A 16,322-nucleotide genomic window follows, 5' to 3' on the forward strand; every position below is an offset into this window, starting at 1 on the left:
GGTGATAATGTGAAAATGGAAGTAGAGCTTCTGTCTCCAATCGCTATGGAAGAAGGTTTGCGATTTGCTATTAGAGAAGGTGGACGCACTGTTGGTGCGGGTGTTGTTTCTAAGGTGACGGATTAAGAAATAAAAAATAAGCGGCTCGATTTTGAGTCTTATAAAAAATACCTTTAGCAGTCCATAAGAATGGTAGAGGCATTTTTTTTAAATTTAGGCAAGTGGCTCAATTGGTAGAGTGGCGGTCTCCAAAACCGTTGGTTGGGGGTTCGAGTCCCTCCTTGCCTGCCATATTAAAGGATGTAATGTGAGTAAGAATGTAGAGAATCAAGTTAAATCAGAATCATCAATAGGGATGATTGTATCACTTCTAATTGTAGTGGGTTTTCTTGCGCTTTTCTATCTAGATCCGTTAGAATTACAGGTAACACTTTATAAGGTGTTAGTTTTGCTAGCGGGTTTAGTATTAGCAGGGTTTGTATTTTTTAAATCTCCACAGGGCATCCGATTTAATACGTTTTTAAAAGAAACGAAAATTGAATTACGCAAAGTTGTTTGGCCGACAAAGGATGAAACTATTAAGACAACCGGCATGATTATGGTAGCGGTTGTTATCGTTGCTATTTTCTTGTGGATTGTTGATGCATTCTTTACCTGGGCTGTGCAATTGTTAACAAATTAAAAGAGGTTTTTAAAGATGTCTAAAAGATGGTATGTACTCCACGCGAGGAGCGGTTATGAAGCAAAAGTAAAGACCGCAATTGAAGAGGCAATTGATAGAGAAGGTCTATCAGACTTACTTGGCGATGTTATGATTCCAACTGAGAAAGTGGTAGAGTTAAAAGATGGACAGAAGAAAACAGCTGAGCGTAAATTTTTCCCAGGTTACATGTTAATTAATATGGAGTTAACTGAGCCAAGTTGGTTATTGGTAAAAAATACCAACAATGTGATTGGATTTATTGGCGGGTCTTCGGGTAAGCCATCACCAATTACACAGCGTGAAGTTGATAAGATTATGGCACGCGTGCAAGAAGGTGCTGACAAACCTAAACCCAAGGTTGCTTATCAACCAGGTGAAGAAATTTTGGTTATTGATGGTCCATTTAATGAGTTTAACGGTACGGTTGAATCAGTTGACTATGAAAAGAATTTACTGAAAGTAGAGGTGTTGATTTTTGGACGCACTACACCAGTAGAATTAGAGTTTTCTCAAGTACAGAAGACTTAGTTTAACAGGGGAGCCCTTAACACGGCGCTTGCACCCAAAATGAGGAAAAACCCTCAAGGAAAGAAAAATGGCTAAAAAAATTGAATCCTATATTAAGCTGCAGATTCCAGCACAAGAGGCCAATCCATCACCTCCAGTAGGCCCAGCATTAGGTCAACATGGTGTGAATATTATGGATTTCTGTAAGGCATTTAACGCTTCAACACAAGACATTGATAAAGGTATGAAGGTGCCGGTGGTTATCACAGTTTATAGTGATCGTAGTTTTACCTTTATTACCAAGACACCGCCAGCAGCATTGTTAATTTTAAAAGTAACAGGCATTAAAAAAGGCAGCGGTGTGCCACATACTGATAAAGTTGGCAAGATTACTCGTGCACAATTAGAAGAAGTTGCAACTATTAAAATGAAAGATTTGAATGCAAATGATATGGATGCGGCAGTCAGTATTATTGCTGGTACAGCCCGTTCAATGGGTGTTGAAGTGGAGGGTTGAGACAATGGCTAAATTAACAAAAAAACAAAAAAATACAGCTTCAAAAATTGAAGCTGATAAGCGTTATGCAATGATTGAAGCGTTAACATTATTAAAAGAGTGTTCAACAGCAAAATTTGATGAGTCTATTGATGTAAGTGTTAACCTTGGCGTTGATGCCAATAAATCTGACCAAAATGTACGCGGCGCAGTAGTTTTACCAAACGGTACTGGAAAATCAGTGCGTGTTGCGGTATTTACGCAGGGTGACAATGTAGAAAAAGCCAAAGTAGCAGGTGCTGATGTTGTTGGTATGGAAGATTTAATGAAATCAATGCAAGATGGTGACCTTAACTACGATGTTGTGATTGCTTCCCCAGATGCAATGGGTGTTGTTGGTCGTCTCGGTCAAATATTAGGTCCTCGTGGTTTGATGCCTAATCCTAAAGTCGGTACAGTCACACCAGATGTTGCTACTGCAGTTAATAATGCAAAAGCAGGTCAGGTGCGTTATCGTACTGACAAAGCGGCGATTATTCATGCGGGTATTGGTAGGGCTTCATTTACTGCAGATGCATTAGCTGAAAATATTACTGCTTTAATGGACGCATTGAAAAAAGCCAAACCCAGTTCGGCTAAGGGTATTTATTTTAAAAAAATGAGCGTTTCATCAACGATGGGTCCAGGTCTAAGTGTTGATTTAGCCTCAGTAGATATTTAGTTTAGACTAAAAAAAATTCTTTTAGGTCTTAGAGTTATTCTATGACCTCAAAGACCATAGGTGTAGATATTCCTCCTGGAGTGTTTGTTTAAGTGAGCGGTAACACGCTCAGCCTATGTAGAGGGTATGAGAATACTCTAGGGCGAAAGTTATAAAATATTATAACTTTCTTTTTTAAACTGTTTAGGAGAGAGACAAAATGGCTCTAAATCTTGAAGCAAAAAAAGTTGTTGTTAAGCAAGTAAATGCACTCGCAAAGGGTAGTATTTCTGTTGGCGTAGCTGAGTATCGCGGGTTAACAGTTGAGCAAATGACTAATCTACGCGCTAGTGCAATGGATGCCGATGTTTCTTTACGCGTTGTAAAGAATACCTTGGCAAAAAGAGCGTTAGAGAATACGGCATGTGAGTGTGTAATGCCGGTGTTGAGCGGACCGGTAGTTCTTGGTTTTTCACAAGAAGATCCAGGTGCGGTAGCACGAGTATTCAAAGATTTCGTTAAGGAAAACGAAGATTTAGTTGTTAAGGGTCTGGGTGTTTCAGGTGATTTTGTAGAAGCAAGTGAACTTAAGCGCATTGCAGACTTGCCAACTAAAGACCAAGCGATTAGTTTGGTTATGGCATTGATGTTGGCACCAGTTGAAAAACTAGCAAGAAGTCTAAATGACATTCCTGGCCAAGTGACTCGAGTGGTTTCAGCAATGACACAACAAAAACAATAATAAATATAAATAAAAAGGAGTAAATATCATGGCTAAATTAACCAATGAAGATATTTTAAGTGCAATTGCTGATATGTCAGTAATGGATGTTGTTGAACTGGTTTCAGCAATGGAAGAAAAGTTTGGTGTATCGGCAGCAGCAGCGGCAGCACCAGTTGCAGTAGTGGCAGATGCGGGCGCAGCGGTAGAAGAAAAAGACGAGTTTGATGTAATGTTGACTAGTTTTGGTGAGAAGAAAGTTGCTGTTATTAAAGCAGTGCGTGGTATCACTAGTCTTGGTCTTAAAGAGGCTAAAGATATGGTTGAGTCAGCACCTGCTGCCATTAAAGAAGGCGCGTCTAAAGCAGAAGCTGAGGACATCAAAAAGCAGCTTGAAGAAGCTGGTGCTAGCGTAGAACTTAAATAATTAGTTTTACGAAAAACCCAGAATCCCCGTGAGGGGATTTTGGTGTTTTTGCACTCTTATTGAGTGCATTATCAGCCTATAAAGGTTTATAGGTTGACCCTATTATTAAAAGAGGTTTTTTTTGACCTCTTAGAGGCTTTCTTAATAGATTGTCTTTTTTAAATTGTAAGATTAAATAATGCGAGGTACTATGGCTTATTCATTTACTGAAAAAAAGCGAATTAGAAATAATTTCGGTTCAAGAGAATCAATTTTAACGGAACCAGATTTACTGGCTATCCAGATTGAATCGTTCAATGGTTTTATTCAAGCAGGCAAAGAAGAAAAAGCAGATGTTGGCTTGCATGCGGTTTTTCAATCTGTCTTTCCAATTACAGCGAATAACGGTTATGCAGAAATTGAATATGTGGATTATGTGCTACAAGAGCCAAAATTTAATGTCGAAGAGTGTAAATTACGCGGCACTACTTTTGCTTCAATACTGCGTGTTAAACTAAATTTAGTTTTATTTGATAAGAATGGTTCAACTTTAAAAAAGAAACGCAAAATTAAGCAAGTTATTGAAGAAGATGTTTATTTGGGTCAATTGCCATTGATGACTGACACAGGTACTTTTGTTATTAATGGTACTGAGCGTGTTGTCGTCTCTCAATTGCATCGCTCCCCTGGTGTTATTTTTGAACACGATAAAGGCAAAACACACTCTTCAGGTAAGATTTTATTCTCATCTCGTATTATTCCTTACCGTGGTTCATGGTTGGATTTTGAATTTGACCATCACGAGCATTTATATGTGCGAATTGACCGTCGTCGTAAATTACCAGCAACGACATTATTGCGTGCAATGGGGCTTGATTCAGGTACAATTCTAGATACTTTTTTTGAGAAACTTAATGTTACGCTTAAAGCAAAGTCTTGCGATGTGAGTTTGTCTCCTATTAAATTACGCGGCACAATTGCTGAATTTGATATTAAGTCGGGTAAAGATGTTGTTATTGAAAAAGGTCGTCGTATTACAACTAAGCATGTAAAAATCTTAGAAAAAGCAGGTGTAAAGTCAATCAACACGCCACTTGAGTATTTATTAGATAAGGTTGTTTCGCAAGATGTTATTGATAAAGCAACAGGTGAAATTCTAATCATTGCTAATACAGTTATTAGCGAAGAAGTATTAGAATTAATCATAGCCAACAAGATTAAGAAACTGGAAATCCTATATATTAATGAATCTGAGACAGGTGCTTATATTTCTGATACTTTGCGTTTAGATGAGACACAAACTGAAATTGAAGCACGCATGTCTATTTATCATGTGATGCGCCCAGGTGAACCAGCAACGGAAGATGCGGTTAATTTATTGTTTAACAATCTATTCTTTAAGAATGAACGCTACGACCTTTCTAAGGTCGGTCGTATGAAACTTAATCGTCGTTTGGGTATTGAATCTGAAACAGGCGAACATGTATTAATGAACGAAGACATTCTGAATGTTGTTAAATTACTGATTAACATTAAAGATGGCGAGGATTCTGTTGATGATGTTGATACGCTTGCAAATAGACGCGTGAGAGCAATCGGTGAAATGATTGAAAACCAATTTAGAATTGGTTTAGTACGCGTTGAAAAGGCAGTTAAAGAAGGTTTGAACTTGGCTGAAACAGATGAATTAACACCACAAGATTTGATTAATTCTAATCCAGTGTCAGCTGCGGTTAAAGAGTTTTTTGGTTCTTCTCAGTTATCCCAATTTATGGACCAAGTTAATCCATTATCAGGTGTCACACACAAGCGTCGTATTTCTGCTTTAGGTCCTGGTGGTTTGACGCGTGAGCGTGCTGGTTTTGAAGTGCGTGATGTTCATCCATCACATTATGGCCGTCTATGCCCCATTGAAACACCAGAAGGTCCAAATATTGGTTTGATTAATACGCTGGCAGTTTATGCTAAGACGAATAATTACGGCTTCTTAGAGACGCCATATCAAGTGGTTAAGAGTGGCAAGGTGACTGAGGAGATTATTTATGTTTCTGCGATTGATGAGATTGCGCATACCATTGCACAGGCAAATGCCAATGTTGATACAAAAGGCAAGTTGACGGGTGATTTAATTTCTTGTCGTCATAAGAATGAATTTGTTTTGGTAAATTCTGAAGATGTCACTTTAATTGATATTGATTCTAAGCAAATTGCATCAGTGGCAGCATCGTTGATCCCGTTCTTAGAACACGATGATGCGAACCGTGCGTTAATGGGTTCAAATATGCAACGCCAAGCGGTACCAACACTTCGTGCTGAAAAGCCTTTAGTGGGTACTGGTATTGAGCGTGTTGTAGCAACGGATTCTCGTGTTTGTGTGACTGCCAAACATAGTGGTGTGGTTGAAGTGGTTGATGCTTCTCGTATCGTTATTCGTGTTGATTCTAAACAGACTAAAGTTAGTGAATTAGGGGTTGATATTTACAACCTTACAAAATACGCACGTTCTAATCAGAATACTTGTATTAATCAAAAACCTTTGGTTAAAGCTGGCGATAAAATAGAAGCAGGTGATGTTTTGGCGGATGGACCTTCAACAGATTTAGGTGAATTGGCATTGGGGCAAAATATGAAAATCGCCTTTATGCCATGGAATGGCTATAATTTTGAAGATTCAATTTTAATTTCTGAGCGTGTTATACAAGAAGACCGCTACACTACAATTCATATTGAAGAGCTAACTTCTTATGCGCGTGACACTACTTTAGGTCCTGAGGAAATTACGGCTGATATTCCAAATGTTAGTGAATCTGCACTGGCTAAACTTGATGAAGTTGGTGTGGTTTATGTGGGTGCTCGTGTTAAGGGCGGTGATATCTTAGTGGGTAAAGTAACACCTAAGAGTGAAACCGTACTGTCTCCAGAAGAGAAATTATTGCGTGCCATCTTTGGTGAAAAGGCCAACAATGTTAAAGACTCTTCATTGCGTATTGGTGCATCAAAATCTGGTGTGGTTATTGATGTACAAGTCTTTACTCGTGATAGCGTTGAAAAGGATGCAAGAGCAAAAAGTATTGATGAAAATAGACTGGCGAAAATCAGAAAAGATATTGACGATGAGTTTGGTATTATTGATGGAGATATCTTGCGTCGTATTCGTCTCAAGCTTTCAGGTAATGAAGTAACAAAAACTGTTGCTAGCATTAAGGTAGGCGAGAAACTCAGTGCTAAAAATATGAAACCTTTAACCAATGAAGAGTTTGCAAAGCTTAAAGTAAAAGATGCCGCTGTGAATAAAGAAATCGCAGCATTGGTTAAACAAGCTAAAGCGAAACAAGTTGAATTTGATACTTTCTTTGAAAATGAACGCGCCAAGATTAACGAAGATGCAGAATTACCACCGGGTGTTATGAAGATGGTTAAGGTTTATGTGGCAACGCGTAAAACACTCCAAGTGGGTGATAAGATGGCGGGTCGTCATGGTAATAAGGGTGTTATTTCACGCGTATCTCCGGTGGAAGATATGCCTTATTTAGCAGATGGTTCTACTATTGATGTCGTGCTTAATCCACTGGGTGTACCCTCTCGAATGAATGTTGGACAGGTACTAGAAGTCCACTTGGGTTATGCAGCTAAAGGCTTAGGTCATAAGATTGCTGTGATGTTGGATGAAAAACGCACTGAAATGGTCAAGGAAATTAGAGTCTTTTTAGATAAGGTTTATAATTCTCATGGTAAGACAGAGGATTTAAACAGCTTTAATGATGAAGAAATTATTGAATTGGCGAACAACTTACGCGCAGGTGTGCCAATGGCAACGCCGGTATTTGATGGTATTAAAGAAGCAGACATTAAATCATTATTAAAGTTGGCTGATTTACCAGAATCTGGTCAAGAACAACTTTATGATGGTCGCACAGGCGAAGCATTTGACCGTCCAATAACGGTTGGTTATATGCATATGTTAAAACTTAATCATTTAGTTGACGACAAGATGCACGCACGCTCAACAGGACCTTATTCATTAGTAACACAACAACCACTTAGCGGTAAAGCACAATTTGGTGGTCAGCGTTTTGGTGAGATGGAAGTTTGGGCATTAGAAGCTTACGGTGCAGCACACACATTGCGTGAAATGTTAACCGTTAAGTCGGACGATGTTACTGGTCGTGCGAAGATGTATAAGAGTATTGTTGACGGGGTGAATTTGACTGAGTCAGCCATGCCAGAATCCTTTAATGTATTGGTTAAAGAAATTCGTTCATTGGGTATTGATGTTGAACTTGAACAACACTAATTAGGAGTATAAATATGAAAGATTTATTACAAATTTTAAAACAGCAAAATAAAGAGCAAGATTTTGATGCCATCAGAGTTGGCTTGGCTTCTCCTGAGAAGATTCGTTCGTGGTCGTATGGTGAGGTAAAAAAACCTGAAACCATTAACTACCGTACTTTTAAACCCGAAAGAGAAGGCTTGTTTTGTGCTAAAGTTTTCGGTCCAATGAAAGACTTTGAATGCTTGTGTGGTAAATACAAGCGTATGAAATTTCGCAATGTTGTTTGTGAAAAATGTGGTGTTGAAGTAACCCTATCAAAGGTGCGTCGTGAACGCATGGGGCATATCAACTTAGCGGCGCCAGTCGCCCATATTTGGTATTTAAAATCCTTACCATCGCGTCTTGGACTATTGATGGATATGACATTAAAAGATATTGAGCGTGTTTTATATTTTGAGGCATTCTTAGTCACAGATCCAGGTTCAACACCATTAATACACAAACAGCTATTAACGGAAGAAATGTATTATGATGCGCTTGATGAATATGGCGATGATGAGTTTGAAGCAAAAATGGGTGCAGAAGCCATCCAAGACATTCTAAAAGAAATGCAACTTGAAAAAGAAGCGGCAAACCTTCGTGAAGATAGCCTTAACACCAAAAGCCAGACTAAGCTTAAGAAGTATAACAAGCGTTTGAAGTTGGTTGATTCTTTGATTCAATCAGGCAACAAGCCTGAGTGGATGGTGCTTAATGTCTTGCCAATTCTGCCACCAGACCTGCGTCCATTAGTACCGCTAGATGGCGGTCGTTTTGCGACGTCTGATTTGAATGATTTATACCGTCGTGTTATTAATCGTAATAATCGTTTAGCACGATTATTAGAGTTGGATGCCCCTGAAATTATTGTGCGTAACGAAAAGCGTATGTTGCAAGAAGCGGTTGATTCACTGATTGATAACGGTCGTCGTGGTCGTGCGGTAATGGGTAATAACCGTCGCCCGCTTAAATCAATTGCCGATATGATTAAAGGTAAGCAAGGTCGTTTCCGTCAGAACTTACTTGGTAAGCGTGTTGACTATTCAGGTCGTTCAGTGATTGTTTGTGGTCCATACCTTAAATTGCACCAATGCGGATTACCAAAGAAAATGGCGCTAGAATTATTCAAGCCGTTTATTTATAACCGCCTGCAATCACAAAATTTAGCCTCAACCATTAAAGCTGCGAAGAAAATGGTAGAAGCAGAAACACCAGAAGTGTGGGATATTTTAGAAAGAGTTGTACACCAACATCCGGTGATGCTTAACCGTGCGCCAACATTACACCGTTTAGGTATTCAAGCGTTTGAACCCTTACTAATTGAAGGCAAGGCAATTCAATTGCATCCACTGGTTTGTGGTGCATTTAACGCTGACTTTGATGGTGACCAAATGGCGGTACATGTGCCTTTATCTGAAGAAGCACAACTAGAAGCAAGAACGCTAATGTTGGCCTCTAACAATGTTTTACACCTTGCAAGTGGTGAGCCAATTATCGTACCTTCACAGGATGTAATTTTGGGTCTTTATTATATGACGCGCGATATGATCAATCAAAAAGGTGAAGGCATGATTTTTGCCAATGCCATTGAAGCATTAAATGCTCATGAATCAGGCGCCACTTCTTTGCACGCCAAAATTAAATTACGCATTCAAGATTATAAAAAAGTTGATGGTAAATACCAGCCAACCGCTAAGCGTATTGTTGATACCACGGTAGGTCGTGCGATTTTCTCAAGAATTTTGCCAGCTGGATTGTCATTTGATTTGATTAACAAAGCGATTAGTAAGAAAGTTGTGTCAAACTTAATTCATGTTTGTTATCAAACACAAGAATTAAAAGACACAGTCGTCTTTGCTGACCAAATGATGTATATGGGCTTTCAATACTCAACCAAGTCAGGTATTTCATTTTGTTCAAACGATATGACCATTCCTGATAGTAAGGCGGTCATGATTGATGAAGCCAATACACAAGTTAAAGAGGTTCAGAAGCAGTACGCACAAGGTGTGGTAACTGATGGTGAGCGTTATAACAAGGTGATTGATATTTGGTCACGAACTTCTGAAACTGTTGCAAAAGCAATGATGGACGAAATCGGTTTTGAAGATTTTGAAGACAGTGAGGGTAAGATTCAAAAATTGCCATCGTTTAACTCGGTTTATATGATGGCTGATTCTGGTGCGCGTGGTTCTCCTGCACAGATGCGCCAGTTAGCAGGTATGCGTGGTCTAATGGCAAAACCAGACGGTTCAATTATTGAAACACCGATCACTTCAAACTTCCGTGAAGGCTTGAATAATATGCAATACTTTATTTCAACACACGGTGCGCGTAAAGGTTTGGCTGATACAGCACTTAAAACAGCGAACTCAGGTTACTTGACGCGTCGTTTGGTTGATGTTGCACAAGACTTGGTGGTGAATGAAGAAGATTGTGGTACAGAAAATGGTTTGATGATGAAAGCAATCATTGAGGGTGGTAATATTGTACAGACCTTAGGCAAGGCAGTATTAGGTCGCGTCATGGCTGAAGATGTTATGGTGCCGGATTCAAAGGAAATATTATTACCTAAGGGTCACTTGGTAACCTTAGAGGATTCAGACAAGATTAATAAAATGGGCGTGGAGTCTATTAAGGCGCGCTCTACTATTACTTGTGATGCGCGTTATGGCGTGTGTGCTTCCTGTTATGGTAATGATATGGCACGAGGTCACAAGATTGGTGTTGGTGAAGCGGTTGGTGTGATTGCAGCACAGTCAATTGGTGAGCCGGGCACACAGTTAACCATGCGTACTTTCCACATTGGTGGTGCAGCATCTGCATCCACAGCAGTGAGTAGTATCAATGTTGATAATGACGGTATCGCACATTTTGAAAGTCTTAAATCAATCACCAATGTGAGTGGCGATTTAGTGGTTATTTCTCGTTCTACTGAAGTTACCATTCGTAATGCCAAAGGTCAAGAGGTTGAGCGATATAAGATTCCTTATGGTGCCATTGCTCATGTTAAAGATGGAGGTAAAGTTAAGGCAAAAGACAAGATTGCAGACTGGGACCCACATACGCATCCCATTATTTCTGAGCAAGCAGGTCGTGTGATTTTTGTTGACTTTGTTGAAGGCATAACGGTCAATAAAAACACAGATCCATTAACGGGACTTGTTTTCTTCGAAATGATTGATGAAGGGGAACGCTCAGCAGCAGCGAAAGGCTTGAAGCCGATGATTAAAGTCGTTGAGGCAAAAGATTCTGAGATTGTATTATCAACACACTACTTACCATCAGAAGTTAAGATTAATTTAGAAGATAATCAGGTCATTACAGCAGGTGAAGTTTTAGCGAAGATTCCTAAAGACCAATCCAAGACCAGTGATATTACGGGTGGACTGCCTCGTGTTGCAGATTTGTTTGAAGCACGCAAAGCAAAAGACCATTCAATTTTGGCAGAAGTCAGCGGTATTATTAGTTTTGGTAATCCGACCAAGTCTAAGGAGCGCTTGATAATTACTTCACAAGAAGGCGAAGCCACTGAGATGATGATTCATAAATGGCGTCAAATTAATGTGTTTGATGGCGAGACTGTTGAAAAGGGTGATGTGATCTCTGATGGACCGTCAAACCCACATGACATTTTGCGTTTATTAGGTGTAGAAGCACTGGCGAATTATGTGGTTAGAGAGGTGCAGAATGTTTACCGTCTACAAGGTGTTAATATTTCTGATAAGCATATTGAAGTGATTGTTAAGCAAATGTTACGCAAGGTAGAAGTGCTTGACATAGGTGATTCTAACTTAGTCAATGGAGAAACAGCTGAGTATGCTCGTGTGGTAGATATGAATAGACAATTAGCAGCACAAGGCAAAGACCTGGTGGTTTATCAAAGATTACTAATGGGTATTACTAAGGCATCATTAGCAACTGAGTCATTTATTTCTGCAGCATCATTCCAAGAGACAACGCGTGTCTTAACTGAGGCGTCAACGACAGGTCGTGTTGATAATTTACTAGGTCTTAAGGAAAATGTGATTGTTGGTCGTTTAATTCCAGCAGGTACAGGCTTTGTTTATCATCAGGAGCGTAGGGCGCGTCGCACAGAAAATACCATGCAAACTGCAGAAGCAGAGGCGCAACTTTCAGCTGAATTGAGTGAAGCAGATGCAAAGACACAAGCATCCACTGAAGAGTAGCAGTTATTATTAGCTCAACAAAAAAAGCCATGCTAATGTAAGTTAGCATGGCTTTTTTTATTTTTAATATAAAATACGCTTATGAATAAAACAAGTTTTGATAAAACTGTAGCTGATGGATATAACCATATTCCTGTTTATAAAACTATTTCGATTGATACCAATGAAAATACAGCACTAGATTTGTATTTGAAACTCGCTAATAATCCTTATTCTTATCTTTTTGAATCGGTTGAAGGTGGAGAGAAATGGGGTCGTTATTCAATGATTGGTTTGCATGCGAAAACCGTTATTAAAGTCTTTGATTACGATGTACATATTGAGTATCAAGGTGAGTTGCTTGAGTCAAATAAGGTGGATGACCCATTGATGTGGGTTGAAGCGTATTTAAGTCAGTACAAAGTACCAAAGATTGACGAATTACCAGATTTTAATGGTGGATTGGTTGGTTATTTTGGTTATGAAATCATTCGTTATATTGAGCCAAAATTAGCCAAAATTAGCCAACCAGATGAATTGGGTATGCCTGATATTTTGTTAATGGTCTCTGATGATTTGGTGGTATTTGATAATGTTTTGAATCAAGTATTTATCATTACTCATATTAATCCAGATACGCAAAACTATGAAGATGCACAAGTGCGATTAGATGAGATTTCAAACAAAATCCAAGCGCCATACAAGTGTGAACAGTATCAATCAGATAATTTAACAGAGCAAGATTTTGTCTCAAGTTTCGGTGAGGATAATTATAAAGTTACGGTTGAAAAAATTCAACAATATATTGTTGCAGGCGATGTGATGCAAGTCGTGCCATCACAACGATTGAGTAGCAAATTCAGCGCGCCACCTGTGGAGTTATATCGCCAATTGCGTCTTTTAAATCCATCACCTTACATGTATTACCTTAATTTAGGTGACAGTGCAATTGTCGGTTCATCACCTGAAATTCTCACGCGTTTTGACGCCAACAACACCGCCACAGTAAGACCTTTGGCAGGGACACGCAAGCGTGGTAGCAATGAAGCAGAAGATTTAGCGCTGGAAAAAGATTTATTGGCAGATGAAAAAGAAATTGCTGAGCATTTAATGCTCATTGATTTAGGTAGAAATGATTTGGGTCGAATTGCCAAAATAGGCAGTGTGAAATTAACCGATAAAATGTCAATTGAACGCTATTCACATGTGATGCATATTGTGTCAAATGTTGAATGTAGTTTGCAAGATGGCATGAGTGCGATTGATGTGCTGAGGGCTACTTTTCCAGCAGGCACACTGAGTGGTGCGCCTAAGATCCGTGCGATGGAAATTATCAATGAGGTTGAGCCACTTAAACGCAATATTTATTCAGGTGCGATTGGTTATCTTTCTTGGCACGGTTGCATGGATATGGCAATTGCCATTCGCACTGCAGTCATTAAGGATAAAAAACTCTATGTTCAAGCAGGCGCAGGTGTTGTATATGATTCAGTCCCACAATCTGAGTGGGATGAAACCATGCATAAGGCGCGTGCACTTATTAAGGCTGCTGAACGAGTTTAATATATCGTAATATTATGCTTTAATGATAGTCTTGCATTCGTTGACAATATAGGTATTATTGCTACCCAGTTGGTGTCCTATAAAGCCAGCTAAAGGTTTTTATTTTTTAAATAAAGAGGAGAGAAAATGATTAAAAACAAACATTTTTCTACATTAGTATTATCCGCAGCAGTGAGTATCGCAATTCTTGTAACCCCTTCTTACGCAGGTAAGAAAGAAGCGAAATCACTAAAGAAGGCGGCAAAATTGTGTCAACAAGCATATTCCAAGAATATTGAAGGCTGTGCCCCTGCATTTAGCAGAAGTCACGGTAATTGCTTGGGTTGTCATAACATTCAGGGCGGTACGCAGCCGGGTAATGTTGCACCACCACTTATTGCAATGAAAGCAAGGTTTCCAAATAGAGCAGTTTTGAGAGCGCAAATTTGGGATGCAACCGTTAAGAATCCAAATTCTTTAATGCCACCCATGGGCAAGCATAAAATTTTAACTGAAAAGCAAGTTGATTCAGTGACAGATTTTATTCATTCACTATAAACAAGGAGAGTTAAAATGGAAAGAAGATTATTTTTAAAAAGTGCAATGGCAGGTTCTGCAGTTGCAACGGCAGTAGGTGCAGGCTTGCTAACACCGTCAACAGTTTTTGCTGCTTCAGCTAAATTCAAAGGCTTGTCAAATACAGCAGTATCAAATGCCACAAGTGCAGGCAAAGGTTCCTTTAAATTCAAAGCCCCTAAGATTGCTGAGAATGGCGCAAAGGTACCCATGGAAGTCAATGCTTCTAAGATGAGCGATGTCACTAATATTTCTTTCTTGGTACAAGAAAATAGCACGCCATTGGCGGCTTCATTTAACTTGTCTGGTGCAGTTGGCTTTGTTTCTACCCGCATTAAGATGGGCAAAACCTCAGAAGTGGATGCGCTAGTGACTGCAGGTGGTTCTACGACTAAAGTAACGAAAGAAGTTAAAGTAACTATTGGCGGCTGCGGCGGTTAATTCAATATATTAATTATAATTAGGAGAAATTATTATGGCAAAGATTAAATTAAAGCCAAAAGCTAGAAAAGGCGTTATCAGTATTAAAGCGCTAATTAAACACCCAATGGAAACTGGTTTTCGTAAGAAAAAAGGTAAGTTAGTGCCTGCAAATCATATTGATCATATGGTTATATTGCATAATGGCAATAAAATAATTGATGCAGATATCGGTAGTTCGGTATCTAAAGATCCATACTTCAAGTTTAAAGTTGCAGGTGCTAAGGGTGATACAATTGAACTTAAATATAAGGATAATAAAGGTAAAACAGGCTCTAAGACTGCAAAGTCTAAGTAATTCTGTTTTTTATTGAGGAGAGAATAATGAAAAAAATTATAACAACAATAGCAGCAGCGGCTTTATTAAGTTCAACTGCTGTATTTTCGGCGCAACAGTCGCCAGTTGTTCAGGCTGACATTGACGCTTTCCAAGGTCACTTCAAGAAGAAATTCCCTAACTTGTCGTTAAATGACTTTTCTAAAGGCCCTTACGCAATGAGTGAAGACAAAATGGGGCAGTTTGAAGCAGTGATGGAGATGCCTCCGTTTGAAGATCATGTTGAAAAAGGTGAGAAACTATGGAAAACAGCATTTAAGAATGGTAAAACTTATTCTAGTTGTTTTTCTGGTGGCGATGAAACTATTCGTACGCAATTTCCAAGATGGAATGCTGCTAAAGGTAAGGTTGATACTTTAGAGCAGTCTATTGTTGATTGTCGCGTTAAAAATGGCGAGAAGAAAATTGGCACCGGTAAAGGTAAGTTGGCATGGATGTCGGCTTATTTAACCACTATTGCTGAAGGTCAGACGATTAATGTCATTGTTCCAAAAGGTGATGCTAAGGCATTGGCGGCTTATAAAGAAGGTAAAAAATTCTTCTATGCTAAGCGTGGTCAGCTCAATCTTTCTTGTGCAAACTGTCATGTAGATTTTGCAGGTCGGCGTATTCGTGGCGATACACTATCACCAGCGTTAGGTCATATTACACACTTTCCTGTATGGCGTGGAAAATGGGCTAAAAAGAAAGGCGATGGTTTCGGTACCATTCAGCGTCGTTATGGTGGTTGCAATAAACAGGTTCGCGCTAAGCCATTTAAAAGACATAAGAAAGAATACGATAATCTAGAATATTTCCATACTGCGATGAGTAATGGTATGGAGATTTCTGGTACCGAATACAGACAATAAAGGAGAACAACATGAGAAAACTATTATCAATAACATTAACTGTATTTGCTTTGTCCGCCCAAGTGGGTTCAGTGGTAGCGAACCCTGAGGCTTCTGGAGTTAAACTTTCTGGTGCATGTAAAAGTGCAATCTCTGTAGCAAGTGCTGAGAATAGAAAGGCTAAGAAAGTGGGTTTTGAATGGCGTGATACAGGAAAATTCATTAAACAAGCTAAAAAATCTGGCGGTAAGAAATGTGTAAAGTTGGCTAATAAAGCCAAAGGTCAAGCAATTCTTGCTCAAAAACAAGCTAGAGATCAGGCTAATGCAGGTCCTGTGGGTTTTTAGACGGCATCTAACCATCTACAAAAAATACCCCTTTATTGGGGTATTTTTTTGTCTATAAGCAATGGCTTTAACTATCAAAGTAAGAAATGATAATTTGCCACTTCTTGAAGTATACAGGGGCTTTAAACTTTTTAGCACTTGAAGCTAGATTGCATTAACATGTCTTATTAAGGGTTGAATCTTAAAATTATTT

General features: G+C 39.0%; 14 protein-coding genes, 1 tRNA gene and 1 pseudogene. All 16 read left to right on the forward strand.

Annotation, left to right across the window (positions count from 1 at the left end; translation table 11 throughout):
* A pseudogene (gene tuf / locus BBROOKSOX_RS02075) lies at positions 1-126 on the forward strand (elongation factor Tu); the annotation flags it as partial.
* An 89-nt stretch (positions 127-215) separates the two neighbouring features.
* Positions 216-291 (forward strand) — tRNA-Trp (locus BBROOKSOX_RS02080).
* A gap of 16 nt (positions 292-307) precedes the next feature.
* Entirely contained in the window at positions 308-682 is a 375-nt protein-coding gene (gene secE, locus BBROOKSOX_RS02085; RefSeq protein WP_257607730.1) for a preprotein translocase subunit SecE, read from the forward strand.
* A gap of 15 nt (positions 683-697) precedes the next feature.
* Entirely contained in the window at positions 698-1,231 is a 534-nt protein-coding gene (nusG, locus tag BBROOKSOX_RS02090) for a transcription termination/antitermination protein NusG (RefSeq protein WP_139659538.1), read from the forward strand.
* Between the two features lie 67 nt (positions 1,232-1,298).
* Entirely contained in the window at positions 1,299-1,727 is a 429-nt protein-coding gene (gene rplK / locus BBROOKSOX_RS02095; RefSeq protein WP_139659539.1) for a 50S ribosomal protein L11, read from the forward strand.
* Between the two features lie 4 nt (positions 1,728-1,731).
* Positions 1,732-2,427: a 50S ribosomal protein L1 gene (gene rplA, locus BBROOKSOX_RS02100; protein WP_139659540.1), complete on the forward strand. Its 696-nt coding sequence runs from the start codon at positions 1,732-1,734 to the stop codon at positions 2,425-2,427.
* Between the two features lie 199 nt (positions 2,428-2,626).
* The gene (gene rplJ, locus BBROOKSOX_RS02105) at positions 2,627-3,148 is read left to right on the forward strand and encodes a 50S ribosomal protein L10 (protein ID WP_139659541.1); all 522 of its coding nucleotides are present in this window, start codon (positions 2,627-2,629) and stop codon (positions 3,146-3,148) included.
* A 28-nt stretch (positions 3,149-3,176) separates the two neighbouring features.
* The gene (gene rplL, locus BBROOKSOX_RS02110; protein WP_139659542.1) at positions 3,177-3,554 is read left to right on the forward strand and encodes a 50S ribosomal protein L7/L12; all 378 of its coding nucleotides are present in this window, start codon (positions 3,177-3,179) and stop codon (positions 3,552-3,554) included.
* 190 nt (positions 3,555-3,744) lie between these two features.
* Positions 3,745-7,827 (forward strand): DNA-directed RNA polymerase subunit beta, encoded by a 4,083-nt coding sequence (gene rpoB, locus BBROOKSOX_RS02115; protein ID WP_139659543.1) that lies wholly within the window; start codon positions 3,745-3,747, stop codon positions 7,825-7,827.
* 14 nt (positions 7,828-7,841) lie between these two features.
* Complete coding sequence (rpoC, locus tag BBROOKSOX_RS02120) at positions 7,842-12,038, forward strand: DNA-directed RNA polymerase subunit beta' (protein ID WP_139659544.1); 4,197 nt, start codon at positions 7,842-7,844, stop codon at positions 12,036-12,038.
* 81 nt (positions 12,039-12,119) lie between these two features.
* Positions 12,120-13,580, forward strand: coding sequence for an anthranilate synthase component I (gene trpE / locus BBROOKSOX_RS02125; protein ID WP_139659545.1), 1,461 nt, complete (start codon positions 12,120-12,122; stop codon positions 13,578-13,580).
* 126 nt (positions 13,581-13,706) lie between these two features.
* Positions 13,707-14,117, forward strand: coding sequence for a sulfur oxidation c-type cytochrome SoxX (gene soxX, locus BBROOKSOX_RS02130; RefSeq protein WP_139659546.1), 411 nt, complete (start codon positions 13,707-13,709; stop codon positions 14,115-14,117).
* Positions 14,118-14,132: 15 nt separating this feature from the next.
* Positions 14,133-14,576, forward strand: a complete 444-nt coding sequence (gene soxY / locus BBROOKSOX_RS02135; protein ID WP_139659547.1) for a thiosulfate oxidation carrier protein SoxY — start codon at positions 14,133-14,135, stop codon at positions 14,574-14,576.
* A gap of 34 nt (positions 14,577-14,610) precedes the next feature.
* Positions 14,611-14,913 (forward strand): thiosulfate oxidation carrier complex protein SoxZ, encoded by a 303-nt coding sequence (gene soxZ, locus BBROOKSOX_RS02140; protein WP_139659548.1) that lies wholly within the window; start codon positions 14,611-14,613, stop codon positions 14,911-14,913.
* 26 nt (positions 14,914-14,939) lie between these two features.
* Complete coding sequence (gene soxA / locus BBROOKSOX_RS02145) at positions 14,940-15,803, forward strand: sulfur oxidation c-type cytochrome SoxA (RefSeq protein WP_010645935.1); 864 nt, start codon at positions 14,940-14,942, stop codon at positions 15,801-15,803.
* An 11-nt stretch (positions 15,804-15,814) separates the two neighbouring features.
* A complete protein-coding gene (locus tag BBROOKSOX_RS02150; RefSeq protein WP_139659549.1) occupies positions 15,815-16,129 on the forward strand; it encodes a hypothetical protein in 315 nt (104 codons plus the stop codon).
* The last annotated feature ends 193 nt before the right edge of the window (positions 16,130-16,322 follow it).

Source organism: bacterium endosymbiont of Bathymodiolus sp. 5 South (assembly GCF_900128535.1).
GTDB lineage: Bacteria > Pseudomonadota > Gammaproteobacteria > PS1 > Pseudothioglobaceae > Thiodubiliella.